The sequence below is a fragment of the Massilia sp. NP310 genome (assembly GCF_019443485.1).
GTDB lineage: Bacteria > Pseudomonadota > Gammaproteobacteria > Burkholderiales > Burkholderiaceae_D > Telluria > Telluria timonae.
This window is the reverse complement of record NZ_CP080379.1, coordinates 5,624,712-5,644,648: the sequence shown is the minus strand read 5'-3', so window position 1 is coordinate 5,644,648 and position 19,937 is coordinate 5,624,712. Positions and strand designations below refer to the sequence as shown.

The following is a 19,937-nucleotide window of genomic DNA, read 5'->3' as shown; positions in this document are numbered from 1 at the left end:
AGGGCACGATGGGCGCACGATTGAAACGCTGGCTGTTCCTGGTCCACCGCTGGCTCGGCATCGGCATCTGCCTGCTGTTCGCGATGTGGTTCGTCTCGGGCATGGTCATGATGTACGTCGGCTATCCCAAGCTGACCGAAGAAGAGCGCCTGCAGCATCTGCCGCCGCTGCAGGCGGACGCGCGCCTGCTAGCCCCGGCGCGGGCGCTGGCGGCGGCCGGCGTGACCGGGCCGCTGGACGAGCTGCGCCTGGCCGCGTCCAGCGGCGGGCGTCCAGTCTACGTCGCGACGCCGGCCGGCCACGAGGGTCCGCCCAAGGGCAGCGGCGCGGTGGTGATCGACGCCGTGAGCGGACAGCGCCTGCGGGCGGTGGACGAGGCGCACGCCATGGCCAGCGCCACGGCCTTCGCCGGGCCAGGTGTCACATGCGACTACCTGGGCACGATAGCCGAAGACGCGTTCACCCACTCGCGCGCGCTCGACCCGCACCGGCCGCTGCACAAGGTGCAGCTGGGCGACGCCGAACGCACCCTGCTCTACATCTCCAGCCGCAGCGGCGAAGTGGTGCGCGACGCGACCCGCAGCGAGCAGCTGTGGAACTATGCGGGCGCCTGGATCCACTGGCTGTATCCCTTGCGCGGCAATGCCTTCCAGCCTTACTGGACCGACATCGTCAACTGGCTGTCCATCCTGGGCATCGCGATGGCGCTCAGCGGGACCGTGGTCGGCATCCTGCGCTGGCGCTTCCGCAAGCCCTACCGCAGCGGCGCGCGCACGCCCTATCCGCACGCCATGATGCGCTGGCACCACGTGACCGGCCTGCTGTTCGCGCTGGTGACGATCACCTGGATCTTCAGCGGCCTGATGTCGATGAACCCGTGGCGCATCTTCGACACCGGCGCGCCGCCGCTGCGCATGGAAGCGCTGCAGGGTTCGGCGCTGGCGCTGAGCGACGCCGACGCCGCGTCGCAGGCGCTGCTGGCGGCAGGCGCAGGCGCCGTGCGCGAGCTGCGCTGGACCCGCGTGCTGGGCGAGAACCGGGTGCTGGCCCAGGCCGCCGGCGGCGCGCCCCGGGTGATCGGCAGCCATGACGGGCAGCCGGTCGTCCTCGATGCGGCCGCGCTGCGCGCCGCCGCGGCCGGCCTGCTGCCGGCGCCGGTGGCGCGGGTCGAGCAATTGCGCGACTACGACTTCTATTACTATGCGCGCGATGCGCACACGATGATGGGCGGGGCCATGAAGCCGCTGCCGATCCTGCGCATCGTGTTCGACGATCCGCATGCCACCTGGGTCCATCTCGACCCGCACACCGGCGCCGTGCTCGGCCGCCTGGACCGCGGCAAGCGCACCAGCCGCTGGCTGTTCGCGATGCTGCATTCCTGGGATTGGCTGCCGTTGCTCGAGCGGCGTCCGCTGTGGGACCTGGTGCTGATCGCGCTGAGCCTGGGCGGGACCCTGCTCAGCGTGACGGGGGTGGTGATCGGCTGGCGGCGGCTGGGGCGGAAACTGCGCGAGGCGCGCCACGAAACGATCGTGGGCGCGCCTCGCGGGGAGTTGGCCGGCTAGGTCTGGATAAGGCTTACTGGCCGGCGGCGCCGGCGGCGTGGCGGCGCATGCGCGGCTGTCGGGGACCGTCGGCGCCGGCCGGCAGGCGGTCGACATGGTTGATCTTCGCCAGGCGCAGGAAGGCCAGCACGCGCAGCACCAGGTAGCCCAAGTCGAATTCCCACCACTTCATCGACAGCTTGGCCGAAGCCGGGTTGGCGTGGTGGTTGTTGTGCAGCTCGGCGCCGCCGAAGATGATCCCGATCGGGAAGAAGTTGCGCGAATCTTCCTTGGTCTCGAAATTGCGATAGCCCACCACGTGGAAGATGCCGTTGATGAAGCCCGACGCCCAGAACGGCAGGATCGACAGCTGGAACAGCCAGATCAGGAAGCCGTTCACGGGGCCGAACACCAGCAGTTCGACCGCCAGGAAGAACAGCGCGCCACGGAAGCGGTGCCTGGTATACAGATGCTCGTCCATCCAGTCTTCCTTGATGCCGACGCCATAGGCTTTCACCAGGTCGGCGTCGCGCGCCGCCTTGCGGTACAGGAGGGTGCCCTTGCCCAGGATGGTCCACAGGCCGTGGATGCGCGGGCTGTGCGGATCTTCCTCGGTATCGCACTTGGCGTGATGCTTGCGGTGCACCGCGACCCAGGTCTTGGCGGTGACGCCGTAAGTCGTCAGCCAGATCCACATGCGAAACGCCTGGCACAGGATCGGATGGAAGGTCACGGCGCGGTGGCTGCGTGAACGGTGCAGATACAGCTCGCTGGCGAAGACGGTCATGATGTACGACCCCGCCATGGCCAGCGCGACGCCCATGGGACTGAGCTGGATGAATCCTTCGAACACGGCATTTCTCCCTGTTGTTGTGTTGATCAGGACGATGGGTGTCCTGATATTGCAGAGAGAATAACGTGCGCCGGACCGGTTCGAATCGATGATAAGAGCGGTGTTTACCCTTCAGTTTACCCTTCAATTGCTGCCACGATGACGAACACGATCCATGGTCATCTTCTCCATGAATGTGCCCGTCAGGCGGCATCATTGACGATCGGTTATGCTGGAACCTGATCGAACGATGCCAGAACGGCACCCATGTCATGGCCTTCACCCGCTGCCCGAATCCGCGCGAACTCACCGTCGCCCTGCTCTACCAGGCCATGCCGCCGCCGGTCATCGACGGCATCCGCAAGGATCCCAAGCCCGGCGGCTATGCCGACAGCGGGGCCGATATCGCCCATGCGCTGCGCATGGCGGGCGTGAAGGTGGCGACGCCGCAGGCCAGCCCGGATCCGGCGCGCGACCTGGACTGGGTGTTTCCCGACACCCCGGAAGGCATCGCCGCCGCGCGCGCGGCCGGCGCCACCCTGCTGTGGGCAAACACGGTGCTGTTCGCCGGCCATCCGCTCGAAGCGGTCATGGAGCGCTGCTGGATCGTCGGCCAGTTGCCGGCGGCGATGCAGGAAGCGGACGACAAGTTCGCCACCAATGCCAGGCTGCGCGCGGCCGGCCTGCCGGTGGCGGCATCGATCCTGGCGGCGCCGCAGGCGCGGCCGGGCGTGCACGCGCTGGCGTCGCTCACGCCTGCGGCACTGGCGGCGCTTGGACTGGATTTTCCGCTGGTGGTCAAGCCGGTGCGCGGACGCGGCAGCCAGGGCGTCACCCGGGTCGACGACCATGCGGCGTGCATGGTGACGGCGGCCGGGCTGGTCGCGTCCGGGCGCTTCGGCGATGAGCTGATCGTGGAGCAGTTCCTGGCGGGCGCCGAGATGACGGTGACGGTCATGCCGGGAGACGCGCCGTGGGCCCTGCCCCCGGTGCTGCGCTTCAATCACGAGAACGGCGTCGCGCCCTACAACGGCGTCGTTGCCGTCAGCACCAACAGCCGCGCGCTGTCGCGCGAAGAACAGGCCGCTTGCGAAGTGAGCGCCATGCTGGAAGCCTGCGTGACGGCCGCCAGGCTGGTCGGGGCGCGCTCGCCGATCCGCATCGATTGCCGCGCCGGCGCCGACGGCGTGCTGCGATTGTTCGACCAGAACATGAAGCCGAACATGACCGGCGCCGGTCGCCCCGGACGCGACGACCAGGACAGCCTGAGCGCCATCGCGGCGCGCGCCGTCGGCTGGGATTACGCCGATCTGCTGCTGCGCATGCTCGACGGGGCCTGGCGCGCCTAGCGCATGTTCAAACGATCAGGCCGCGCTGGCGCGCCTGTCTCACCCACTGCGGGTATTCGTTCATCAGGAGGTCGTACAGCGCGCCGTCCGAATGCTCGTCGGGCGAGGCCACCGAGAAGAAGTCGGCGTTGTCGATCAGGCGGCCATCGAGTTCGTCCAGCTTTTCCAGGAACGGAAAGTCCGAGTCGGCGAAGTTAGCCAGGGCCCTGGCTTTCGATTTGCGGCCCTTGCCGATGCCCATGAACTGCCAGAAGATCGGTTCGCGGCTGGCCCAGCGCAGCTGGCGCTCGGTCAGCGGCTTGTCCGAGGTCGAGCCATCGGTCACGAACATCACGTACACCGGCACCTCGGCCTTGACCGGGGCCTTGCGCTCGCCGCCCCCGTCATCCGGAAAGTAATGCCGGCGCACGGCCTCGATCGCGGCGCCGTAGCGGGTGTCGCCCTCGAGCGGATGCTTGTCGATGATGCGCTTGATGTAGTTCGACCAGTTCGAGAGGCCCATCGGCGCGCCGTGGTGCACGTTGCGGCCGAACAGGAAGACGTCGATTTCGCCGTCGTCGTCGAAGCGGCAGCCCAGCGCCAGGATGCGCTCGGCGAACTGCTGCACCAGGCCCTTGCGGTACAAGGTGCTCATCGAACCCGAGATGTCCAGCACCAGGCAGACCTTGGCCCGGTGCTGCGCCAGGCCGGCCTTTTCGAGCGATACCGCCGCCGACTTGACCAGGTTGACCAACTGCGGCGCGGCTTGCGCGACGCGCTTTTCCAGGTCGACCGCCGCGGCGCGCGGTAAGGCCGGGGCCGGGGCGGGCGCCGGTGGCGCAGGCGGCGGCGTTTCATCGGCCACCGCGCCGCCGAAATGCCGCACCAGGGCGTCCAAGCCGCCATTGAAGCCCTGGCCGACCGCCATGAAGCGCCAGCCGCCGTCCTTGCGATACAGCTCGCCCAGCATGACCGCCTTCTCGCCGACGAAATCGCGGCCACTGAAGTCGAAGCGCGCGAATTCACCCTGCGGACCGGCGAGGCGCAGGCTACCTGCCTGCAACTGCGCCATGAGCGCGCCGCCGTCGGTGCTGGCCACGATGCTGAGCCGTTCGACCCAGGCCGGCAGGCTGGCGAGCCTGAAGCTGAAACCTCGGCTATCGGCGCCAACGCTGGCTTGCGCCACGCCGCCGCAGGGTGTCGCCGGCTGGTTGAAGAAGGTCATGTAGCGCTCGTCGGCCAGCTTGCCGCCGGCGTCGAGCGCGAAGCAGGCAAAGTCCAGCGCCAGGCCCTGGGCCGAGAGGCCGGCCTGCAGGACACCGTCGGGAGCCGATTGCGCCAGAGGCAGGCGCTCGCCGCGTTCCAGCTGTTTCATAGCTCCCTCCAGTCAGGTTGAACGCGTGGACGGAACATCCGTCCACCCTGCGATATTACCGTTCGCTCAGCCTTTGTCCAGCGGCTGGTCGTACCCGTCGTCGACACGGCTGACGATCACGGTCGCGATGCGGCGCTCCAGCACCTGCGCCACCTCGAACCGGAAACCTTCGATCTCGACCGCGTCGCCCACTTTCGGCAGGGTGCCGAAGCGTTCCAGCATCAGGCCCGCCAGCGAGGTGTAGTCGTCGGTGTCGCCCACCAGGGCGTCCACCTCGAGCACCTGCTCCAGGTAGTGCAGGTCGGCGGTGCCGTCGACGCGCCAGCGGCCCGGTCCGAGCTCCTGCACCACCGGCTGCTCGTCCTCGTCGGGGAATTCGCCGGCGATCGCTTCCAGGATGTCGATCGGCGTCACCAGGCCCTGCAGGGTGCCGTATTCGTCGGCGATGATCACCAGCTGGCCATGCGAGCGCTTGAGGCGGTCCATCACCTTCAGCACGCCGCTGGCGTCGGGCATGATGATCGGCGCGCGGATATGGGCCTGGTCGATCGCGCCCGACTGGGTCAGGTCGGCGATGAGGTCCTTGGCGCGCGCCACGCCGATCACTTCGTCGAGCTGGCCGCGGCACACCGGGAAGAAGCCGTGCGGCGTGGCCAGCAACTGGGCGCGGATGGTGTCGGCGTCATCCTCGATATTGATCCACGAGATCTCCGAGCGGTTGGTCATGATCGAGCGCACCGAACGCTGCGACAGGCTCAGCACGCCGCTGACCATATTGCGCTCCTCGGCCTCGAACGCCGGTACCTCGGCGGCCTGCGCCTCGGCTTCCGGCTCGTCATGGTGGTCGGCGCCGCGCTTGCTGCCCAGCAGGCGCAGCACGGCGTCGGCGGTGCGGTCGCGCAGCGGGATGTGCGCCTCTTGCTTGATGAAGTTGCGGCGCGCCAGCTGGTTGAAGAACTCGATCACCACCGAGAAACCGATCGCGGCGTACAGGTAGCCCTTCGGGATGTGGAAGCCCAGGCCTTCGGCGATCAGGGAGAGGCCGATCATCAACAGGAAGGACAGGCACAGCACGACGACGGTCGGATGGGCGTTGACGAAGCGCGTCAGCGGCTTCGATGCGAACAGCATGACGCCCATCGAGATGATCACGGCGGCCATCATGACGCCGAGCTGTTCGACCATGCCGACCGCGGTGATCACGGCGTCGAGCGAGAACACGGCGTCGAGCACGATGATCTGCGCCACCACGGCGGCGAAGCTCGCGTATTCGCGCTTGCCGCTCTGGACATGCGATTTGCCTTCGACGCGCTCGTGCAGTTCGATGGTCGCCTTGGCGAGCAGGAAGATGCCGCCGATCAGCAGGATCAGGTCGCGCCCCGAGAACGACAGGGCGCCGATGGAGAACAAGGGTGCGGTGAGCGTGACCAGCCACGAGATCATCGTGAGGAGGCCAAGGCGCATGATCATGGCGAGGGACAGGCCGAGGAGTCGTGCCTTGTCGCGCTGGTGCGGGGGAAGTTTGTCCGCCAGGATGGCGATGAAGATCAGGTTGTCGATGCCCAGGACGATCTCGAGCACGACGAGGGTGAGCAAGCCGACCCATATATTCGGGTCAAGTAGCCATTCCATTGGAGAGTTTTGTAGTTAAGGAAGGGGCATTGTACGCGATCGTGTCGGCATCGGGGGAGAACTGGCGGCGCCAGGGCGCCCACCATCGCGCTCGACAGGTGCGGCGGGTGGAGTGCGAACAGTCGGGCGCAGCGCCGCGAACCGTCGCCTTGCCGACCGATTCGGTGTAGAGTCCGGCCTGGCCGCATGCACCCGGCGATAACAATAACGGAGAACCACCATGCAGCACCACGGCCGCGCCGACGGCGCCGTCAACGTCCAGGACTTCCTGAACGCACACCGCTTCTCGCCCTATCAATGGCTGATCTTCGGCCTGTGCTTCGTGATCGTGCTGCTCGATGGCTTCGACACCGCGGCGATCGGCTTCATCGCCCCTTCGCTGGTGCAGGACTGGGGCGTGACGCGCCCCGCCCTGGCGCCGGTGCTCAGCGCCGCGCTGTTCGGCCTGGCCGCCGGCGCCATGGCGGCCGGCCCGCTGTCGGACCGGGTCGGGCGCAAGCTGGTGCTGGCGCTGTCGGTGCTGCTGTTCGGCGCCGCCTGCGCCTGGTCGGCGTTCGCGAGCGGCGTCACCGAACTGGCCATCCTGCGCTTCATCACCGGGCTGGGACTGGGCGCGGCGATGCCGAACGCGGTAACCCTGATGAGCGAATTCTGCCCCGACCGCAAGCGCGCCCTGCTCACCAATGCGATGTTCTGCGGCTTCCCGCTCGGCGCCGCGCTGGGCGGCTTTCTCGCGGCCTGGATGATTCCGCTGTGGGGCTGGCGCAGCGTGCTGCTGCTGGGCGGCCTGGCGCCGCTGCTGGCGGGCCTGTTGATCATCCTGCTGCTGCCGGAATCGGTGCGCTTCCTGGTCGCGCGCGGCGCCGGCCACGAACGCATCCGCGCCATCCTGCGCCACGTCTCGCCAAGCGCCGACGCTGCGCACGCCTTCGTGACGCGCGAGGCCGCCCCGGCGGACCAAGCCGGCGGCGGCATGCAGGTGATCCTGTCGCGGCCCTACGTGGTCGGCACCCTGATGCTGTGGCTGACCTATTTCATGGGGCTGGTGATCTTCTACGCGCTGATCAACTGGATGCCGCTGCTGCTGCGCGACGCCGGCCTGTCGGCCAAGGACGCGACCCTGGTCTCGGCCCTGTTCCCGCTGGGCGGCGTGGGCGCGGTGCTGGCCGGCTGGCTGATGGACCGCTACAACGCCAACGCCGTGATCGCGGCCTGCTTCGCGCTGACCGCCGCCACCATCTTCGCCATCGGCCAGAGCGCCCACGATCTTGCGCTGCTGATGGCGGTGGTGCTGGGGGCCGGGCTGGCGATGAACACCGCGCAGGCGTCGCTGCCGGCGCTGGCGGCAGCCTTCTATCCGACCCGCGGCCGCGCGACCGGCGTGGCCTGGATGATGGGCATCGGGCGGCTGGGCGGGATCGCGGGCTCGTTCCTGGTGGCGGAACTGGCGCGGCTGCGCTTCGGGATCGAGGGGATCTTCGGCGTCGTGGCGCTGGCGGGGATCGTGGCCACGCTGGCGCTGCTGGTCAAGCTGGCCGCGGAACGCGCCGGCAAGCAGCCGGCGTAGCGTTCAATCGGCGACCGGCGCCCCCTTGCGCGCCGGCAGCATCGGCTCGAGCAGCTGGCCGCCCAGCGTGGGCGGGCACGGCGTGTCGGTTCCGACCTCGGCCGGCCAACTCTTCGGCAGGTAGTGGCTGCCGAACACGCGGTCCAGGAACGGCAAGGTCGACGCGTAGTTACGGTTGATGTGGTCGTGGCGGCTGTGGTGCCAGTGGTGGAAGGCCGGCGTCGTCACCAGCCATTCCAGCGGCCCGAAACGCCAGCGCAGGTTGGCGTGGATGAAGAAACCCCACACGATGCCGAGCGCGATCAAGAGCGCCGGCGTGCCGCTGCCGGCCATGCCCGGGCTGGCCAGGCCGATGACGTACAAGGGCACCAGGCCGAACAGCCGGGTGATCACCATGTCGACCGGATGGCTGCGGGTATTGGCCAGGAAGTGCATGCGCTCGGTGCTGTGATGCAGCGCGTGGAAGCGCCATAGCCAGGGAATTTCGTGGCTGAGGCGGTGTCCCCAATAAAAGCCCGTTTCGGCGATCACGAAGGCCAGGCCAATGCGCAGCGCCTGCGGCAGGTCGGCCACGGCCGTCTTGAGCGCGGCCGGCACCAGGTAATGGGCAGCGGAGGCCAGCAGCGCCATCGGCACCGAGAGCACCACGACGGGCACCAGGCTGCTGATGAAGTAATAGGCCAGATTGTGGCGCAGCTCGGAATTCGGCTGCTCGTGGCGCACGCCGAACCAGCGCTCGAGCGGGACGAACAGCGCCGTCAGCAGCACGAGCCAGATGCACAGCCGCAGCGCGGTCATGGCGAATTCGGCGAAGGTGACGTTCATGGTGGAAACGGTGGCGCGATGCGGAAGTTGTCGCCGGACCGGCGGCGCCCGGCTGCAGAGGACTGCAGCCGGTGGATTGGCGTATCAGGCCTGGCCGCCGCTACGGCTGCGGCGGCGGGCCGTGAAGCCAATCAGGCCGAGGCCGCCCAGCAGCATGCCAAGGGTTGCCGGTTCCGGCACTTCGGCATTCAGGGCGACGTTATCCAGCAGCATGAACGGCGGCGCGCCGGCGCCGCTGCCGTGCACCAGGAAGCTCAGCCATTCGCTGGCGCTGGTGGCGGTGAAAGTCATGGTGGCGGTCTTCCAGCCGCTGAAGCCGCTGTCGACGATGCTCAGCAGTTCGGACTGTTGCTTGACGCCGCCGAAATCGACTTCCCAGTAATTGTTATTGTTGGCGCCGGTCTCGATGACCTGCTGGGCCAGCGCGAAATCGAAAGTCAGCGTATAGGTGTCGCCCACCGTCAGGCCGTTGACCTGCTGCTTGAGCGGGCCCGGGAAATACATCCAGTCCGAGGCGAAGAAATTGCCACCGGTTGGAGAAGCGCTGTAGCCATTGCTCAGGCCAGTCGTACGGTATTTGTCTTTCAACCAGATCGCGGACTTGTCGGTGTTGGCGATGTCGCCATTCAGGACGAAGTTGTAGCGGCCATCCTTGCCATAGCCGCTTTCCCAGTACGCCAAGGTAGTACGGTCGGTGCGCGTCGTGGACGTGCCGCCGGCGAGCTGCTTGTTGCCGCCGTTGGTGGTCTCTTCGAAGTTGCCGTTCTTGATGAGGTTCGCATGAGCGGCATTGGTGCTCAGTACCGAGGCGGCCAGCAGGGTCAGCAGGAATGGTTTGATGCGCATGGCGCGGACTCCAGAAAATGGTGGATGGCGGTGAGAAAGCGCCGGCGTTTTCTGGGCCGGTCTGAACGTGAGCGGGACAATATTTTCCACGCCGTTTCAATGCGAGAATAATTGATAACTATCACGAATTATTGCACTGAGATTATTCTATCAGAATCATGATTGAGGAAATTCAATATTCTATAGATAACAATATTTTCTTATGGGAAATGTTTTTACAATTTCCATTGATGTGCAGGCATGCGCTCCGCGGAGATTTCGCAGTAACACCCGGTAATCAAGGCTGTGACCGGAAAATCGATTCGTGAAGGACGGGGCTAAAGGTTACATATGCAGTGCAAGAACGGAGATGGTGACCGGGCCGGCAGACGAATTGCACAGCTTGGCGGACTAATAGTAGGGCTACCAAAAAACAACAGTCGGTCGATGTCCCGCATCGATCGGCAATAATGACCAGCGATGAAGGATAGGGGCCAGCATGCCGACACGGGAAGACATCGTTCTACTAGCGTCCTATAACGCGTCCATGAATGCCAAGGTGTATTCCGCTGCGGCGACCTTGCCTGCGGACGCGCTGAATGCCCACCGAGGCGCCTTTTTTGGCTCGATCCTCGGCACGCTGAATCACATCGTCGCCGGAGACACCATCTGGCTGCAACGTTACCAGGGGCATCCGACAACGTTCTTCGCGCTGGCGCCGATGCGGGATATCGCAACGCCCACCGGACTGACGCATATCTACAGCGACGATCTCGAGGTGCTGCGCGAACATCGCGCGCGGCTCGATGCGATCATCGAGGCACTGGCGGCGGAGTGTTCCGACGATGACCTGGCGCAGCCGGTCACGTACAAAAGTGCACGTGGAGCGTTCCGGAAGAAATTCGGGAGCCTGCTGCTGCATTTCTTCAACCATCAAACGCATCACCGCGGTCAGGTCAGCACGCTGTTGACGCAGTCGGGCGTGGATATCGGGGTCACCGACCTGATCGTTTCGATTCCCGACGAGCCCTGACTACGGTCTGCCGCCCTGCTCCATCGTGTGAGCATAAAACGCCTGGCCGTTCTTTCCTTGCCCTTTGATGTGGTACATCGCGACGTCCGCATGGCGCATCAGTTCGTCGATCGTTTCACCATCGTGGGGAAAGACCGCGATGCAGATCGATGCGGAGATCGTCACCGCCTTTCCGTCCAGGTCGAACGGCATATTCAGGCATTCCAGGAATTTGTCGGCGACCACGCGCGCGTCGTCACGGGTATGCAGGTCGGGAAGAACGGCGGTGAATTCGTCGCCACCCTGGCGCGCGAGCGTGTCGCCCTTGCGCAGGCAGCCTTTGAGACGCGCCGTCACCTGCAACAGCAATTCATCCCCCTTGTCGTGACCGAGCGTGTCGTTGACGACCTTGAACCGATCGAGATCGATGAACATGGTCGCCAACTCGGTCCGGTTGCGCCGGGACTGCAGGATCGCCTGGCCAAGCCGGTCCTTGAATAGCAGGCGGTTTGGGAGATTGGTCAGGACGTCATGGTAGGCCTGGTGAAGGATGATGGCTTCCGCCTGCTTGCGCGCCGTGATATCGCGGGCGATCCCGTAGGTGCCGATGTATTTCGCCCCGCCCGGTTCCGCATGGTCCAGGTGCATGCCGACCGCATTGAGCGATACGGTGATCGATGCGTCGACGTTTTGCGCCGGGCTGGCATTGGACCGGCACGTCATGCGCAGCTCGACGTCACGCGACGCCCGGTCGCCGGAGCGCCGCTCGTTGAAGGCATAACGCGCCCTGGCGAAATCTTCCTCGTGCACCAGCACCGAATAGTGCTGGCCAATCAGTTCGCGGCGATCGTAGCCCAGCATTTGACAGGCCCGGTTGTTCACGAAGGTGAACCGTCCATCCGGTTCGACCATGTAGATGAGATCCGGCGACGTATCGACAATGTAGCGGTAAGTGCGCTCGGACATTTCCAGTCGATGCGCCATGTCGCGGTTGGTTTGCCGAAGCCGGCGCAAGGTCAGGACGTGATCGATGGATTTGAACAAGTCCTGCTGGCTGAATGGCTTGCGGAGGAAGTCGTGGGCGCCGCGCCGCATTGCCCCGATCGCGGCGTCGATCTGGACATTCCCACTGATGACGATGACCTCGGTTTCGATGCAGTGATGGTTGATGAAGTCCATGACATGGTGGCCATCCATGTCTTCCAGGCTGAGATCGAGCAGGACCAGGTCGTACCGCGTGCTGGACAGGGATGCCAGCGCTTCGGCGCCGGAGCTTGCCGTGTCGACGTCGAAATGTCGCTGGCGGAGCAACTCGTGCAGTGAAGAGAGCATGCGTGGCTCGTCGTCCACGAGCAGCAGCTTGATCGACTGGTTGGCGGCGGCGATCGGCAAATTTGGCGCAGAAAATGAATTATCACCGACCGTGAGTCGCGATTTTCTCGGGAATAGATTCATGTGTCTATGGGCGCGAACGGCTCACGCAGTGGAGCATCGTCAGGATGAAGTATGTTTAGGCGGATGGGCTTGTGCTTGCCACCTTACCATGGTCGGGTCTGTTCAAATACAAATTGACAACTCTCAAAGTCAGTCATTAACAATTTCCCAAGGAAAATATTAGGCGTGCGTTGCGCGGATAGAAAATTGGCCGCCCGTGACAGCCGACTGTTTCTCAATTCTAGTGGGGAGTGAGTTTGCCTCCGATAGGCTATGAATCTATCTATGCTTTGCTGATTTTCCGTTGCGGGTCAATTGCTTAGCGTGGGTGGCCTGCACTACAAAACCGCCCTCGGAGCAGCGGAGCATCAACTACGCTGGTCAGGTCTGTGACGTTCGCCTCATCACGCTAGCTGCGACGTAGGCGCAGACCTCGCCCCTATCCTGCTGCCAATAATCGGGCTGGCCAATGCGGAGCAGATGTTTGTCGGCGCTGCGCGCCGCGCGCCGTGATCAACCGTGCGATGACGCGGCCAGTGGAGCGCAGGCCGTTCATTTATCCCGAGACAAAGATCGACAGCCTGCTGGCGCCGACCGAGACAGACTCGATCAAGCGGCTCCTGCGCGCTCGCGCTGATGTTGACGCCAACCAATTCTCCCAGGCAGCGCATCGGTCACGATGGCCTTTCCGAATTGGGAGGACAAGATGGCTCGAAAACAGCAGACGGCGACATACGCGGTGGCCCTATTGGTGGCCATGCTGCCGGTCGAGGTGCCCGCGGCACCCTATATCCCAACCTTAACCGGCGAAAAGTTCGTTCGGGACATGTTGGCCGCGCCTGACAACGGTGCCGCTTCAATGCGCCGTGAGCGCGCGATGGGCTATATGGATGGCGTCATGGATGGCACGGCCGGCCTGCTTTGGTGCCCCGCAGGCCAGCACGTTGGACATGAGCTCAACTACCTGGCCGCTGAGCAAATGAAGTCACTGCCAGCGGAGCAGTTGAAGAAAGGCGCCGCGCCGCTCGTCGTGGCTGCCCTGGCCAAGATATATCCGTGCCCAATCAAAGGGAGGCCGTCGTGAGACCGCCACTGCTCACTGTGATGATGCACTATCCCAACCGCGTTAAGCGTGAAGACCTGTATGCCGATATTGGCTGGAATGACCTCATCGACAACAAGGCTTACAACGACACCTGTGCGATCCGCATGAGCTATAGCCTGCTCATGGCCGGGGTGAGTTTGCCTGGCGCACGCATGAAGGCGAAGGCTGGCGTCCTCAAGGGCAGATACATGGAGCCGGGCCAAGCCAGGCTATCGAACATACTGCGGCAGCAGTGGGGCGCGCCCGAGGTCTACAAGGGTGAGCATGCGGCGCGCAACGGAATCGGCTCGCGCACAGGCGTGGTGTCGTTCTTTCGCATTGGCGGAGGCCACGGCGGACACATTGACTTGGTCGTACACAAGCCCGGGGGGAGGTTCCAGGATTGCGCTCGAGTCTGCTTTTGGGATTCGGAGACGATCTGGTTCTGGCCGCTAACGTAACTCCGCCAGTCGGTGTCGGCGGACGATCGGCACGGGACGAGCAAGAATTGTCGCAGTGGCTAGAGAACCTGAGCGGTGGCGTCAAGAAACAGCTCAGTTAGCGATGTGGGTAGAAATGGGGGAGGTAGAATTGAAAAAGCCTCTTCCTAGGGGCTTTTGGGTGTTTTGGCGGAGAGAGGGGGATTCGAACCCCCGATAGGCTATGAACCTATACACGCTTTCCAGGCGTGCGACTTAAACCACTCATCCATCTCTCCTGATGGGTCGACGTGAGAACACCACGAAGCCGCCTATTATAGCAAGTATTCCCAGCAGTACAAGGCCGACAACGGTGTCGGACGTCTGAACGGCGAACCCGAGTGTTGTTGATCACGAGCCATCCACCCTACGTCCCGGCCAACAGCACAAAAAAATGCCCACCCCTCTCCCGAGTAAGCGGGCAAGCCTTGCGTCAGCCTTGTGGGCCGGCGCAGGCAGGTTGCTCAGTGATTGTAGCTCACGCCGATTCCTTCAGCTGCTCCAAGATGGCCGGATTCTCGAGCGTCGACACGTCCTGCGTGATGTTCTCCCCCTTGGCCAGCACGCGCAGCAGACGGCGCATGATCTTGCCGGAGCGGGTCTTCGGCAGGTTGTCGCCGAAGCGGATCTCTTTCGGCTTGGCGATCGGACCGATCTCCTTGCCCACCCAGGCGCGCAACTCGTTGGCCAGTTTCTTGGCCTCTTCGCCGGTCGGACGCGCCTGCTTGAGCACGACGAAGGCGCAGATCGACTCGCCCGTGGTCTCGTCCGGCTTGCCCACCACCGCCGCCTCGGCCACGATCGGATTGGCCACCAGCGCCGATTCGATCTCCATCGTGCCCATGCGGTGGCCCGACACGTTCAGCACGTCGTCGATGCGGCCGGTGATGGTGAAGTTGGCGGTGTCCTTGTTGCGGATCGCGCCGTCGCCGGCCAGGTAGTATTTACCGCCCAGTTCTTCTGGGAAGTAGCTGGTGCGGAAGCGGTCCGGGTTGTTCCAGATCGTGCGGATCATCGACGGCCATGGACGCTTGACGACCAGGATGCCGCCCTGCCCGTTCGGCACGTCGGCGCCTGCCTCGTCCACAATGGCGGCCATGATGCCCGGCAGCGGCAAGGTGCAGGAACCCGGCACCATCGGGGTCGCGCCCGGCAGCGGGGTGATCATGTGGCCGCCGGTCTCGGTCTGCCAGAAGGTGTCCACGATCGGGCAACGCTCCTGGCCCACATTGCGGTAGTACCACATCCAGGCTTCCGGATTGATCGGCTCGCCGACCGAGCCGAGCAGGCGCAGGCTGGACAGGTCGAAGTTCTTCGGATGCACCTTCTCGTCCAGGTCCGAGGCCTTGATCAGCGAACGGATCGCGGTCGGCGCCGTGTAGAAGATGCTGACCTTGTGCTTCTCGACGGTCTGCCAGAAGCGGCCTGCGTTCGGGAAGGTCGGCACGCCTTCGAACACCACTTGCGTGCCGCCGACGGCCAGCGGGCCGTAGGCGATATAGGTGTGGCCGGTGATCCAGCCGATGTCGGCGGTGCACCAGTACACGTCTTCTGGCTTGAGGTCGAAGGTCCACTTCATCGTCAGCGCGGCCCACAGCAGGTAGCCGCCGGTCGAATGCTGCACGCCTTTCGGGGTGCCGGTCGAGCCGGACGTATAGAGGATAAACAGCGGGTGCTCCGCATCGACCCATTCAGGTGCGCAGTCGGCCGACTGGCCCTGCACCAGTTCGTGCAGCCAGATGTCGCGGCCTTCCTTGAAATTGATGTTGCCGCCGGTGCGCTTGTAGACGATCACGTCCTTGACGGTGTCGCAACCGCCCAGGCCCAGCGCTTCGTCGACGATGGCCTTGAGCGGCAGCGCCTTGCCGCCGCGCTGCTGTTCGTCGGCCGTGATGACGGCCACGGCGCCGGCGTCGATGATGCGCTCCTGCAGCGACTTGGCGGAGAAGCCGCCGAACACCACCGAGTGGGTCGCGCCGATGCGGGCGCAGGCCTGCATCGCGGTCACGCCTTCGATCGACATCGACATGTAGATGACGACGCGGTCGCCCTTCTTGATGCCGCGCGACTTGAGCGCGTTGGCGAACTTGCAGACGCGCTCGTGCAGTTCGCGGTAGGTGACCTTGGTCACCGCGCCGTCGTCGGCCTCGAAGATGATGGCGGTCTTGTCGGCGTTGCCATTCTCGAGGTTGCGATCGAGGCAGTTGTACGAGGCGTTCAGCTGGCCGTCGGCGAACCATTTATAGAATGGCGCATTCGATTCGTCGAGGGTGGAGGTGAACGGCTTGTGCCAGTCGAGGTGTTCGCGCGCCAGGCGGGCCCAGAAACCTTCGTAGTCGCTGGCGGCTTCGGCGCACAGTTTTTCGTAGGCGGCCATGCCATTGATGGTGGCCTTGTCGGCAAACGCCTGAGGCGGTTGGAACACGCGGTGTTCCTGCAGGCCCTGGGTTTGCTCTTGGGTTGTCTCGTTATCGGCCATACTAGTCTCCATATTAATGTAGTAGGTTATGCCAGATACCATAGGGGGGCTCGCTTACTGAGCCCTTACATGGAAACTCCCTGAGGCGGGTCGGTATTGACTGCGCTTGCCCGCTCTTGTCCCCACTTATTCTAACGCCAGCCGTTGCAATGCGTGCAAGTGACGTGAGCGCGCCGCTGCGCGTCCCACCTCATCGACAAGCTCCGGTGTAGAATGCTGAGCTGAATTTTCGCCTCCCTGGAGTTTTCTTCCGTGTCCGCCCTAGAACCAAGCAAGCAAGTCCGCAAGCTGTCCCCACTGAGTAACCTGATCTTCGCCAGCCGCTGGCTGCAGCTGCCGCTGTACCTCGGCCTGATCCTGGCGCAATGCGTCTACGTGTTCCACTTCTGGGTCGAACTCGTCGACCTGATCGGCGCCGCCATGGGCAACGTCGATTCGCTCAACCACATCATCGACGCCGTCGGCCTGTCCGGCAATCGTCCGCAACGCCTGACCGAAACCGTCATCATGCTGGTCGTGCTGGGCCTGATCGACGTGGTCATGATCTCGAACCTCCTGATCATGGTGATCGTCGGCGGCTACGAGACCTTCGTCTCGCGCATGCACCTGGAAGGCCACCCGGACCAGCCGGAATGGCTGTCGCACGTGAACGCCTCGGTCCTGAAGACCAAGCTGGCGATGGCGATCATCGGCATCTCGTCGATCCACCTGCTCAAGACCTTCATCAACGCCGCCAACTACCACGAGAAGACCCTGATGTGGCAGACCCTGATTCACGTCGCCTTCCTGGTGTCGGCGCTGGCGATCTCGTGGACCGACCGCATCACCACCATGACGCATCACGACAAGCACTGAAGCACCAGCAGTAACACAACGATAACGATACTCCGACACTCCATCACGAGAGATTTCCCACCATGGCAACCGTCATTACCCAGGAAGACCTGATCGAATCCGTCGCGGCCGCGCTGCAGTACATCAGCTACTACCATCCGGCCGACTATATCCAGCACCTGGCACGCGCCTACGAGACCGAGCAAAGCCCGGCCGCGAAGGACGCGATCGCCCAGATCCTGACCAATTCGCGCATGTGCGCCGAAGGCAAGCGTCCGATCTGCCAGGACACCGGCATCGTCAACGTGTTCCTGAAGGTGGGCATGGGCGTGCGCTTTGAAGGCTTCACCGGCTCGGTGACCGACGCCGTCAACGAAGGCGTGCGCCGCGCGTACAACTTCGCCGACAACAAGCTGCGCGCCTCGATCGTGGCCGACCCGCACTTCGAGCGCAAGAACACCAAGGACAACACCCCGGCCGTGGTCCACATGGAACTGGTCGAGGGCGACACCGTGGACGTCAAGCTGGCGGCCAAGGGCGGCGGCTCCGAAAACAAGACCAAGTTCGTCATGCTCAACCCATCCGACTCGCTGGTCGACTGGGTGATCAAGACCGTGCCGCTGATGGGCGCCGGCTGGTGCCCGCCGGGCATGCTCGGCATCGGCATCGGCGGCACCGCCGAGAAGGCGATGCTGATGGCGAAAGAGTCGCTGATGGAAGACATCGACATGTACGAGCTGCGCCAGCGCGGCCCGCAAAACAAGCTCGAAGAGCTGCGCATCGAGCTGTGCGACAAGATCAACGCGCTGGGCATCGGCGCCCAGGGCCTGGGCGGCCTGACCACCGTGCTGGACGTGAAGATCAATATGTACCCGACCCACGCGGCCTCGAAGCCGGTGGCGATGATCCCGAACTGCGCCGCCACCCGCCACGCCCACTTCGTGCTGGACGGCTCGGGCCCGGCCTATATCGAACCGCCTGCGCTGTCGACCTGGCCTGAAGTGCACTGGACCCCGGACACCGAGAAATCGAAGCGCGTCGACCTGAACACCCTGACCAAGGAAGAAGTCGCATCGTGGAAGCCGGGCCAGACCCTGCTCCTGAACGGCAAGATGCTCACCGGCCGCGACGCCGCGCACAAGCGCATCCAGGACATGCTGGCCAAGGGCGAAAGCCTGCCGGTGGACTTCACCAACCGCGTGATCTACTACGTCGGCCCGGTCGATCCGGTCGGCAGCGAAGTGGTCGGCCCGGCTGGCCCGACGACCGCCACCCGCATGGACAAGTTCACCGACATGATGCTGGAGAAGACCGGCCTGATCTCGATGATCGGCAAGGCCGAGCGCGGCCCGGCGGCGATCGAATCGATCCAGAAGCACAAGTCGGCCTACCTGATGGCGGTCGGCGGCTCGGCCTACCTGGTCTCGAAAGCGATCAAGTCCGCGAAAGTCGTCGGTTTCGAAGACCTGGGCATGGAAGCGATCTACGAGTTCGACGTGACCGACATGCCGGTCACCGTCGCCGTCGATTCGACCGGCACCTCGGTCCACAATACCGGCCCGAAAGAATGGTCGGCCAAGATCGAATCGCTGAAAGGCGTGCCGGTCACCGTCGCTTGATTCGAACAGAATCATGACTCTCCCCGACGCTCCGGTTGGCATCTTCGACTCGGGCGTCGGCGGCCTGTCGGTGCTGCGCCACATCCAGGCGCAGCTGCCGCACGAACACCTGCTCTACCTGGCCGACACCGGCTTCGCCCCCTACGGCGACAAACCCGAACACATCGTCGTCGAACGCGTGCTGGCGATCGGCGATTTTCTATTGGCGCAAGGCGCGAAGGCGCTGGTCGTGGCCTGCAACACCGCCACCGTGGCCGCCGTGCGCGAACTGCGCGAACGCCACCCCGGCATGCCCATCGTCGGCGTCGAACCGGGCCTGAAGCCGGCGGCAAGCCTCACCCGCAGCGGCAAGGTGGGCGTGCTGGCCACCGAGCGCACCCTGCGCGGCGCCAAGTTCCTGCAGCTGCGCGACCAGATCCACCGCGATTCAGGCGCCGAGTTCCTGCTGCAGCCCTGCGTCGGCCTGGCCGACCAGATCGAGTTCGGCGAACTGGATTCGACCGCCACCAGCGCGATGCTGAAGCGCTTCATCATGCCGCTGCTCACTGAAGGAGCAGACACGCTGGTGCTGGGCTGTACCCACTACCCGCTGGTGCGCGCCTCGATCGAGCGCCTGCTGAAGGATGCCGGCCGGCCGGACGTGGCCCTGGTCGATACCGGCGACGCCGTGGCGCGCCAGCTCGCGCGCCTGCTGGCCGGCGCCAGCCAGCTACGCGCACAAAGCACCATTCCCGCCAGCCTGACCGGCTACACCAGCGCCAGCGCGACCGCCCTGACGGCGGCATTCCGCAGCCTGCTGGGCATCGATCCGCCGGTGCACGAGGTGGCGTTGCCACTGCCGGCGGGCTGGCCGCCGGCCCCGGCATCCTGAGTGCACATTTAAATTTGCCAGTTTGAGATGAAGCCCTTATAATCTCGTTCTGTCTCGGCAATGCAGAGATAGAAAAGAAAGTCAGTGGTGGCTGTAGCTCAGTTGGTAGAGTCCAGGATTGTGATTCCTGTTGTCGTGGGTTCGAGTCCCATCAGCCACCCCACCGAATTCACGAAAAAGGTCACCTGCTCCGGCAC

Annotated in this window: 16 protein-coding genes and 2 tRNA genes; 10 read left to right on the top strand and 8 right to left on the bottom strand. The window is 64.5% G+C overall.

Features of this window, described 5'->3' with window-relative positions; translation table 11 throughout:
• Positions 1 to 8: 8 nt before the first annotated feature.
• Positions 9 to 1,565 (top strand): PepSY-associated TM helix domain-containing protein, encoded by a 1,557-nt coding sequence (locus KY496_RS24965; RefSeq protein ID WP_219862917.1) that lies wholly within the window; start codon positions 9 to 11, stop codon positions 1,563 to 1,565.
• Between the two features lie 13 nt (positions 1,566 to 1,578).
• On the opposite strand, the gene KY496_RS24960 is transcribed toward KY496_RS24965, so the two are convergent.
• A complete protein-coding gene (locus KY496_RS24960; protein WP_219862915.1) occupies positions 1,579 to 2,397 on the bottom strand; it encodes a fatty acid desaturase in 819 nt (272 codons plus the stop codon).
• Between the two features lie 251 nt (positions 2,398 to 2,648).
• Between KY496_RS24960 and KY496_RS24955 the strand changes: the two genes are divergently transcribed.
• Complete coding sequence (locus KY496_RS24955; RefSeq protein ID WP_229520361.1) at positions 2,649 to 3,725, top strand: biotin carboxylase; 1,077 nt, start codon at positions 2,649 to 2,651, stop codon at positions 3,723 to 3,725.
• Between the two features lie 7 nt (positions 3,726 to 3,732).
• On the opposite strand, the gene KY496_RS24950 is transcribed toward KY496_RS24955, so the two are convergent.
• Positions 3,733 to 5,079, bottom strand: a complete 1,347-nt coding sequence (locus KY496_RS24950) for a VWA domain-containing protein (protein WP_219862914.1) — start codon at positions 5,077 to 5,079, stop codon at positions 3,733 to 3,735.
• 66 nt (positions 5,080 to 5,145) lie between these two features.
• The gene (locus KY496_RS24945; protein WP_184234952.1) at positions 5,146 to 6,711 is read right to left on the bottom strand and encodes a TerC family protein; all 1,566 of its coding nucleotides are present in this window, start codon (positions 6,709 to 6,711) and stop codon (positions 5,146 to 5,148) included.
• A gap of 220 nt (positions 6,712 to 6,931) precedes the next feature.
• On the opposite strand from KY496_RS24945, the gene KY496_RS24940 reads away from it, so the two are divergent.
• Positions 6,932 to 8,278: an MFS transporter gene (locus KY496_RS24940; RefSeq protein ID WP_184234956.1), complete on the top strand. Its 1,347-nt coding sequence runs from the start codon at positions 6,932 to 6,934 to the stop codon at positions 8,276 to 8,278.
• Between the two features lie 3 nt (positions 8,279 to 8,281).
• On the opposite strand, the gene KY496_RS24935 is transcribed toward KY496_RS24940, so the two are convergent.
• Together KY496_RS24935 and KY496_RS24930 are read right to left on the bottom strand one after the other, a co-directional pair.
• Positions 8,282 to 9,103: a sterol desaturase family protein gene (locus KY496_RS24935; protein WP_184234959.1), complete on the bottom strand. Its 822-nt coding sequence runs from the start codon at positions 9,101 to 9,103 to the stop codon at positions 8,282 to 8,284.
• Positions 9,104 to 9,187: 84 nt separating this feature from the next.
• Positions 9,188 to 9,949 (bottom strand): FxDxF family PEP-CTERM protein, encoded by a 762-nt coding sequence (locus KY496_RS24930; protein WP_184234962.1) that lies wholly within the window; start codon positions 9,947 to 9,949, stop codon positions 9,188 to 9,190.
• A gap of 478 nt (positions 9,950 to 10,427) precedes the next feature.
• Between KY496_RS24930 and KY496_RS24925 the strand changes: the two genes are divergently transcribed.
• Positions 10,428 to 10,961 (top strand): DinB family protein, encoded by a 534-nt coding sequence (locus tag KY496_RS24925; RefSeq protein ID WP_040777392.1) that lies wholly within the window; start codon positions 10,428 to 10,430, stop codon positions 10,959 to 10,961.
• Here KY496_RS24925 and KY496_RS24920 read toward each other — a convergent pair whose 3' ends face one another.
• Positions 10,962 to 12,395 (bottom strand): diguanylate cyclase domain-containing protein, encoded by a 1,434-nt coding sequence (locus KY496_RS24920; RefSeq protein ID WP_219862912.1) that lies wholly within the window; start codon positions 12,393 to 12,395, stop codon positions 10,962 to 10,964.
• Between the two features lie 658 nt (positions 12,396 to 13,053).
• Here KY496_RS24920 and KY496_RS24915 point away from each other — a divergent pair.
• Both KY496_RS24915 and KY496_RS24910 read left to right on the top strand, forming a co-directional pair.
• Positions 13,054 to 13,458: a Rap1a/Tai family immunity protein gene (locus KY496_RS24915; protein WP_219862910.1), complete on the top strand. Its 405-nt coding sequence runs from the start codon at positions 13,054 to 13,056 to the stop codon at positions 13,456 to 13,458.
• Positions 13,455 to 13,919, top strand: coding sequence for a T6SS effector amidase Tae4 family protein (locus KY496_RS24910; RefSeq protein WP_219862908.1), 465 nt, complete (start codon positions 13,455 to 13,457; stop codon positions 13,917 to 13,919). Before KY496_RS24915 ends, KY496_RS24910 begins: the two co-directional genes overlap by 4 nt.
• 166 nt (positions 13,920 to 14,085) lie before the next feature.
• Here the strand turns inward: KY496_RS24910 and KY496_RS24905 are convergent.
• Together KY496_RS24905 and acs are read right to left on the bottom strand one after the other, a co-directional pair.
• Positions 14,086 to 14,176, bottom strand: a tRNA-Ser gene (locus KY496_RS24905).
• A 239-nt stretch (positions 14,177 to 14,415) separates the two neighbouring features.
• On the bottom strand, positions 14,416 to 16,416 hold the full coding sequence (acs, locus tag KY496_RS24900; RefSeq protein WP_219862907.1) for an acetate--CoA ligase: 2,001 nt from the start codon (positions 16,414 to 16,416) through the stop codon (positions 14,416 to 14,418).
• A gap of 252 nt (positions 16,417 to 16,668) precedes the next feature.
• On the opposite strand from acs, the gene KY496_RS24895 reads away from it, so the two are divergent.
• From KY496_RS24895 to KY496_RS24880, 4 genes are all read left to right on the top strand, one after another.
• Positions 16,669 to 17,271, top strand: a complete 603-nt coding sequence (locus KY496_RS24895) for a TIGR00645 family protein (protein WP_219862905.1) — start codon at positions 16,669 to 16,671, stop codon at positions 17,269 to 17,271.
• A gap of 62 nt (positions 17,272 to 17,333) precedes the next feature.
• Positions 17,334 to 18,869 carry a fumarate hydratase gene (locus KY496_RS24890; protein ID WP_005668663.1) on the top strand — a complete coding sequence of 512 codons (1,536 nt, stop codon included), beginning with the start codon at positions 17,334 to 17,336 and terminating at the stop codon, positions 18,867 to 18,869.
• A 13-nt stretch (positions 18,870 to 18,882) separates the two neighbouring features.
• On the top strand, positions 18,883 to 19,740 hold the full coding sequence (gene murI, locus KY496_RS24885) for a glutamate racemase (RefSeq protein ID WP_219862903.1): 858 nt from the start codon (positions 18,883 to 18,885) through the stop codon (positions 19,738 to 19,740).
• An 87-nt stretch (positions 19,741 to 19,827) separates the two neighbouring features.
• A tRNA-His gene (locus tag KY496_RS24880) sits at positions 19,828 to 19,903 on the top strand.
• The last annotated feature ends 34 nt before the right edge of the window (positions 19,904 to 19,937 follow it).

What these genes read in the sequence shown, in the direction of transcription:
- KY496_RS24955 (WP_229520361.1), top strand. Translation starts at nt 2,649, where the DNA reads ATGGCCTTCACCCGCTGCCCGAATCCGCGCGAACTCACCGTCGCCCTG.
- murI (WP_219862903.1), top strand. Translation starts at nt 18,883, where the DNA reads ATGACTCTCCCCGACGCTCCGGTTGGCATCTTCGACTCGGGCGTCGGC.
- KY496_RS24945 (WP_184234952.1), bottom strand. Translation starts at nt 6,711, where the DNA reads ATGGAATGGCTACTTGACCCGAATATATGGGTCGGCTTGCTCACCCTC.
- KY496_RS24935 (WP_184234959.1), bottom strand. Translation starts at nt 9,103, where the DNA reads ATGAACGTCACCTTCGCCGAATTCGCCATGACCGCGCTGCGGCTGTGC.
- KY496_RS24930 (WP_184234962.1), bottom strand. Translation starts at nt 9,949, where the DNA reads ATGCGCATCAAACCATTCCTGCTGACCCTGCTGGCCGCCTCGGTACTG.
- KY496_RS24915 (WP_219862910.1), top strand. Translation starts at nt 13,054, where the DNA reads ATGGCCTTTCCGAATTGGGAGGACAAGATGGCTCGAAAACAGCAGACG.
- KY496_RS24965 (WP_219862917.1), top strand. Translation starts at nt 9, where the DNA reads ATGGGCGCACGATTGAAACGCTGGCTGTTCCTGGTCCACCGCTGGCTC.
- KY496_RS24940 (WP_184234956.1), top strand. Translation starts at nt 6,932, where the DNA reads ATGCAGCACCACGGCCGCGCCGACGGCGCCGTCAACGTCCAGGACTTC.
- KY496_RS24890 (WP_005668663.1), top strand. Translation starts at nt 17,334, where the DNA reads ATGGCAACCGTCATTACCCAGGAAGACCTGATCGAATCCGTCGCGGCC.
- KY496_RS24950 (WP_219862914.1), bottom strand. Translation starts at nt 5,079, where the DNA reads ATGAAACAGCTGGAACGCGGCGAGCGCCTGCCTCTGGCGCAATCGGCT.
- KY496_RS24920 (WP_219862912.1), bottom strand. Translation starts at nt 12,395, where the DNA reads ATGAATCTATTCCCGAGAAAATCGCGACTCACGGTCGGTGATAATTCA.
- acs (WP_219862907.1), bottom strand. Translation starts at nt 16,416, where the DNA reads ATGGCCGATAACGAGACAACCCAAGAGCAAACCCAGGGCCTGCAGGAA.
- KY496_RS24925 (WP_040777392.1), top strand. Translation starts at nt 10,428, where the DNA reads ATGCCGACACGGGAAGACATCGTTCTACTAGCGTCCTATAACGCGTCC.